6 protein-coding genes are annotated in these 4,261 nt (G+C 72.6%); 2 read left to right on the plus strand and 4 right to left on the minus strand.

Translation table 11 applies throughout. The features are described from left to right. Both IJH84_RS20405 and IJH84_RS20410 read left to right on the plus strand, forming a co-directional pair. Positions 1-262, plus strand: a 262-nt coding sequence (locus IJH84_RS20405; protein ID WP_295147665.1) for a thiamine pyrophosphate-dependent enzyme, incomplete at its 5' end; no start/stop codon positions are given. A gap of 44 nt (positions 263-306) precedes the next feature. Next, the gene (locus IJH84_RS20410; RefSeq protein ID WP_200069433.1) at positions 307-768 is read left to right on the plus strand and encodes a MarR family transcriptional regulator; all 462 of its coding nucleotides are present in this window, start codon (positions 307-309) and stop codon (positions 766-768) included. 13 nt (positions 769-781) lie between these two features. Here IJH84_RS20410 and IJH84_RS20415 read toward each other — a convergent pair whose 3' ends face one another. The 4 genes from IJH84_RS20415 to IJH84_RS20430 form a co-directional block, all read right to left on the minus strand. After that, positions 782-2,245, minus strand: coding sequence for a UbiD family decarboxylase (locus tag IJH84_RS20415; RefSeq protein WP_295147669.1), 1,464 nt, complete (start codon positions 2,243-2,245; stop codon positions 782-784). 123 nt (positions 2,246-2,368) lie between these two features. Continuing rightward, entirely contained in the window at positions 2,369-3,049 is a 681-nt protein-coding gene (locus IJH84_RS20420; protein ID WP_200069435.1) for a response regulator transcription factor, read from the minus strand. A gap of 109 nt (positions 3,050-3,158) precedes the next feature. Then, entirely contained in the window at positions 3,159-3,767 is a 609-nt protein-coding gene (locus tag IJH84_RS20425; protein WP_200069436.1) for an ATP-binding protein, read from the minus strand. Between the two features lie 119 nt (positions 3,768-3,886). Continuing rightward, positions 3,887-4,261, minus strand: a 375-nt coding sequence (locus IJH84_RS20430; protein ID WP_295147674.1) for a glycosyltransferase, incomplete at its 5' end; no start/stop codon positions are given.

Consider the following 4,261-nt stretch of genomic DNA (forward strand, 5'->3'; position numbering starts at 1 on the left):
GCTCGACGTCACCACGGTGATCTGCGCGAACTCGCGCTACCGCATCCTCGACGTCGAACTCGGCCGCGCCGGGGTGCGGCAGCCGGGTCCGGCCGCCGACGGGATGACCAGCCTCGGCGACCCCGGCGCGGACTGGGTCTCGCTGGCAGCCGGGTTCGGCGTGCCGGGTTCCCGCGCCACCACCGGCGACGAACTCCGCGCCGCGCTGCAGCGCGCCCACGCCGAGCCGGGCCCGCACCTGATCGAGGCGGTCATGACCTGAGTCGCGGCGTAGTCCGATCGCGCAGCGTGTGCCAGGCTCGCCGGATGGACCACATCGCCGGGCAGCTGTCCTCGACGATCGGGCCGCTGCGGCGGCGGCTGCTGCGGTTGACGCGTGCGGCCGCCGGGCTGCCGGAGATCCCGGATGCGAGCGTCGAGCTGATGCGGGTCGTGGACCAGCTCGGGACGCCGACCGTTGCGGAGGCCGCGGCCGCGTTGAACACTGCCGGTTCGACCGTGAGCAACCTGGTGCGCGCGCTGGTGCGGGACGGGCTGGCCACCCGCACCACCGGCGAAACCGACCGCCGGATCTCGCACATCGCGCTCACCGAGCGCGCCCGCGAGTTGCTCCAGCGCTACGACGGGGCCAGCGAACGGATCGTCGCCGCCGCCATGTCCAAAATGGACAGCGAGCAGCGGTCCAGCCTGGAGCAGGCGGCGCCGGCATTGCGATCGCTGCTGGAAGCGCTGCAGGAAACGGAAGCAGCGCAGTCCGAAAAGGACTGAACGGGCGCGGCCGTCACCGGTCCCAGTGCTGCTCGACCCAGCGCTGCACCTGCTCCGGGTAGATGTACCGGAACGAGCTGCGGCGCTCGCGCCCCGCGCCTTCGGCGGGCAGCAGGCAGTCGTGGACCACCTTCGTCCCGCGCTGCGCGTGCCGCTCCTCGGGGGTGTAGCAGGTCAGCAGCGGCAGGATCTCGCCGTGGCGCAGGACCCGGAAGTCCTCCGGATGGCACCGCGTGGCCAGCGCCCAGGTCAGTTCGGCCGTGTTGGACGGTTCGACGTCGGCGTCGAGCACGAAGGTGCGCGGGATCAGGTGCTCGGAGCGGAATCCGCCGATCGTCTCGGAGATCCGCCGCGTCAGCTCCGCGCTGGAGACGCCGGGCAGCTGCGCACGCCAGTCCGACCGCACGCTGACCACCAGCACGTGCGACGCGCTCTCGAACGGCGACCACGCGGTGACCACCGGCAAGCCCGCCCGCCGCAGCAGCGCGTAGACCTCGGCGGCCATCGTCAGGCCGGTCGCGGTGTGGAACTCGTCGACCGGTTCGCCTTCGACGACGGTCGGCCAGATCGGCCGGTCGCGGTGCGTGATGGCTTCGATGGTGTAGGTGGGCTGGCGGGTCGTTTCGGCGGGGGCGTAGCCCGCGTACTCGCCCATCGGGCCTTCGTCGGCGTTGCGCTCGACGCTCACGTGCCCCTCGATGACGATCTCCGCGCCTGCCGGGACCTGCAGGTCCACCGTCTCGGCCGGGACGACCTCCATCGGCTCGCCGAACAGCGCGCCGAGGAATCCGGGCTCGTCGACGTCGTCGGGAAGCGGCATGCCGGAGATGAACGGCAACGCCGGATCACCGCCCTGCACCAGCGCGAACGGCATCGGCTCGCCCCGCTCGGCCCACATCCGCCACGCCTTCTCGATGTGCTGCGGGCGCATCACCAGACCGGTCAGGTGCTTGTCGTCGAGCATCATGATCCGGGCGATGGACCAGTTCACCCAGTCCCCTTCCGGGGAGCGCACGACGATCGTGCCCCAGGTGTTGACGTACGGGCCGCCGTCGCCTTCGTGCAGCAGCGGAGTCGGGAACTTCGCCAGGCTCGCATCCTCGCCGAGCAGCACGTGCTGCTTGCACGGCGCCGATTCCACCTGCTTCGGCGCGATCGGGTCGCGGTCCCTGGCCTGCGCCAGCTCCTGCACGATCTCGCGGGCACCCGCGTCCGGGGACATGCCCAGCGACAGCGCGATGCGGGCGAGCGGGCTGCCCGGGACCGAGCTGAGCGCACCGGGCGCGCCGAACAGCCGGAATCCCGGCTCGGTTCCGCTGATGTTGCTGAACAGCGGCGCCGGGGCGCGGGTTTCGTAGCTGCGCCGGATGAACGCGCCGATCTCCAGCCCCTGCGGCACCTCGGTATCGACGTGGCGGACGTCGCCGAGCTGTTCCAACGCGGCGATGTACTCCCGCGAGTCCTTGGCGCGAGCCATGATCGCTGCTACCTCCTCGCCGTCCGGCGCGACTTGTGTTTGTTACAAACCTATTTTCCGGCGAGCCCGTTGCACGAGCAAGGACCGGACGGCGTGAGAACGCTCTCGGACGGTGCGCGCGGTTCAGCGCGAGCAGGTGGCGCGCCAGGCGTCGAACGAGCCGCCGAGCAAGTCGTGCCGCATCGCGAACGAAGCCGCCTCCAGCCGCGAATGCACGCCGAGCTTGGTCAGCACCGCCTGCACGTGGGTGCGCACCGTCGTCGTCGACACCCCGAGGATCTTGGCCATCGCCGCGGTCTGCGCGCCCTGCACCAGCAGGCTCAGGCATTCCCGTTCGCGGCCGGTGAGGTAGGAGGCCAGCCTGCGGGCGTCCGCGCGCTGCCCGCGGTGGTCCTGCGCAGGCACCCGAGCTTCCGGCAGCTCGACGGCCGTGCGCCCCGCCACGACCGAGCGCATGGCCTGCACCAGGACGTCCAGCCCGCACATCTTGTTCACCCATCCCGCCGCACCGGTCGCCAGCGCGGTGCGCACGGCGCGCGCATCGGTGTCGGCGGTGAGCACCACGACCTTCGTCGCCGTGCCCCCGACGACCTCGCCGAGCCGTGCCACCCCGTCGCCGTCGGCGAAGTAGCGGTCCAGCAGGCAGATCTCGGGTTCGAGCCGGTGCACCGCGGCGGCCGCACCGGTGATGTCCGATGCGGTCCCCACGATCCGGAAACCGCGCGGCGGCAACGCGGTGACCAGCGCGTCCACGAAGATCGCATGGTCGTCGCCGAGCAGCACGCGCGTTCTTTCGTCGTTCATCGAGGTCCCCCATAGCTGTGCGGCGCCCAGGGCGCGTCCGTTCCGGAGCCCGTTGCCGAAGGATCGCGCGACGGAAGGTCCACCGGGATCGATTTCCCGCGCAGTGCGCTCAAGAACGCGGGAACACCAGCCGCGCGCAGGTCCCCCTCGGCCCCGCCGCGTCCAAGTGCAGCTCGCCCCCGCAGGCGCGCGCGAGCCCGGTCACGATGCCCAGGCCCATCGACGCCGTTCCCGCGGGTCCGCCTCCGATACCCGGGCCGTCGTCGGTGATCTCCAACCGGACCGCACCGGCGTCGTCGGCGGCCGCCAGCTCCACGACCCCGCCGGGTCCCGCGGCGCGGACGGCGTTGTCGACCAGGTTCGAGACCATCCGCCACAGCAACGTCGGGTCGGTGCACAACATGACCGGCTCGCCCGGACGCAGCGCCAGCACCGGCGAACCGCAGTCGCGGGCCGCGGCGACCTGGCCGAGCAGGACCCGCACGTCGACCGGCTCCGGCGGCGCCGGATCACCGGCCACCAGGTCCAGCAGCCGCGCCAGTTCCCGGCCCATCAGCTCCAGCCGGTGCCGCGCGGTACCGGAAAGCGCCGGGTCGGTGCGCATGTCGTCGGCCAGGTAGGACACGGTCGCCAAACCGTGCCCGAGGTCGTGCAGCAGGCCGCGCCACCGCCGATCCGGATCGGACCGCGCGGGCGCGGGCGGGGTTTCGGTCCGCACCACCGCTCCCTTCCGTGCTCCGAGCCGGCCGCTGCTCGCGGCCGTGCACTCTGCTCGTCGCGCGGCCGGTGCAGGTCCGTTGCAGTCTCATCCGTTCAGGGTGCTTCGACTACCGCAGGTCACAGTTGTGCGGCGGACAGCGCAGCGGGCAGCGGACCCGGCCGGTAGGCGGCGGCGAGGTCGGCGGCCAGGTCCGCGCCCGTGTGCCTGCCGCGCACGTGCGCCTGCGCGGCATCGGCGAGCGCGGCCGCTTCACCGGGATGGTCCAGCAGGTGCCGGACGGCGCGGGCCAGCGCCGCGGGCCGGGCCGGAGGCGCGAGCAGCCCGGTCACGCCGGGCAGCACCACGTCGCCGAGGGCGTTGACCGCCGTGGCCACCACCGGCACCCGGCAGTGCATCGCCTCCACCACCGCCAGCGGCAACCCTTCGTACCGGCTGGGCAGCACGAACACGTCGAACGCGGGCAGCAGGCCGAGCACGTCGTCGCGCCTGCC

The sequence above is a fragment of the Saccharopolyspora sp. genome (genome assembly GCF_017434145.1).
Classification (GTDB): Bacteria; Actinomycetota; Actinomycetes; order Mycobacteriales; family Pseudonocardiaceae; genus Saccharopolyspora_C; species Saccharopolyspora_C galaxeae.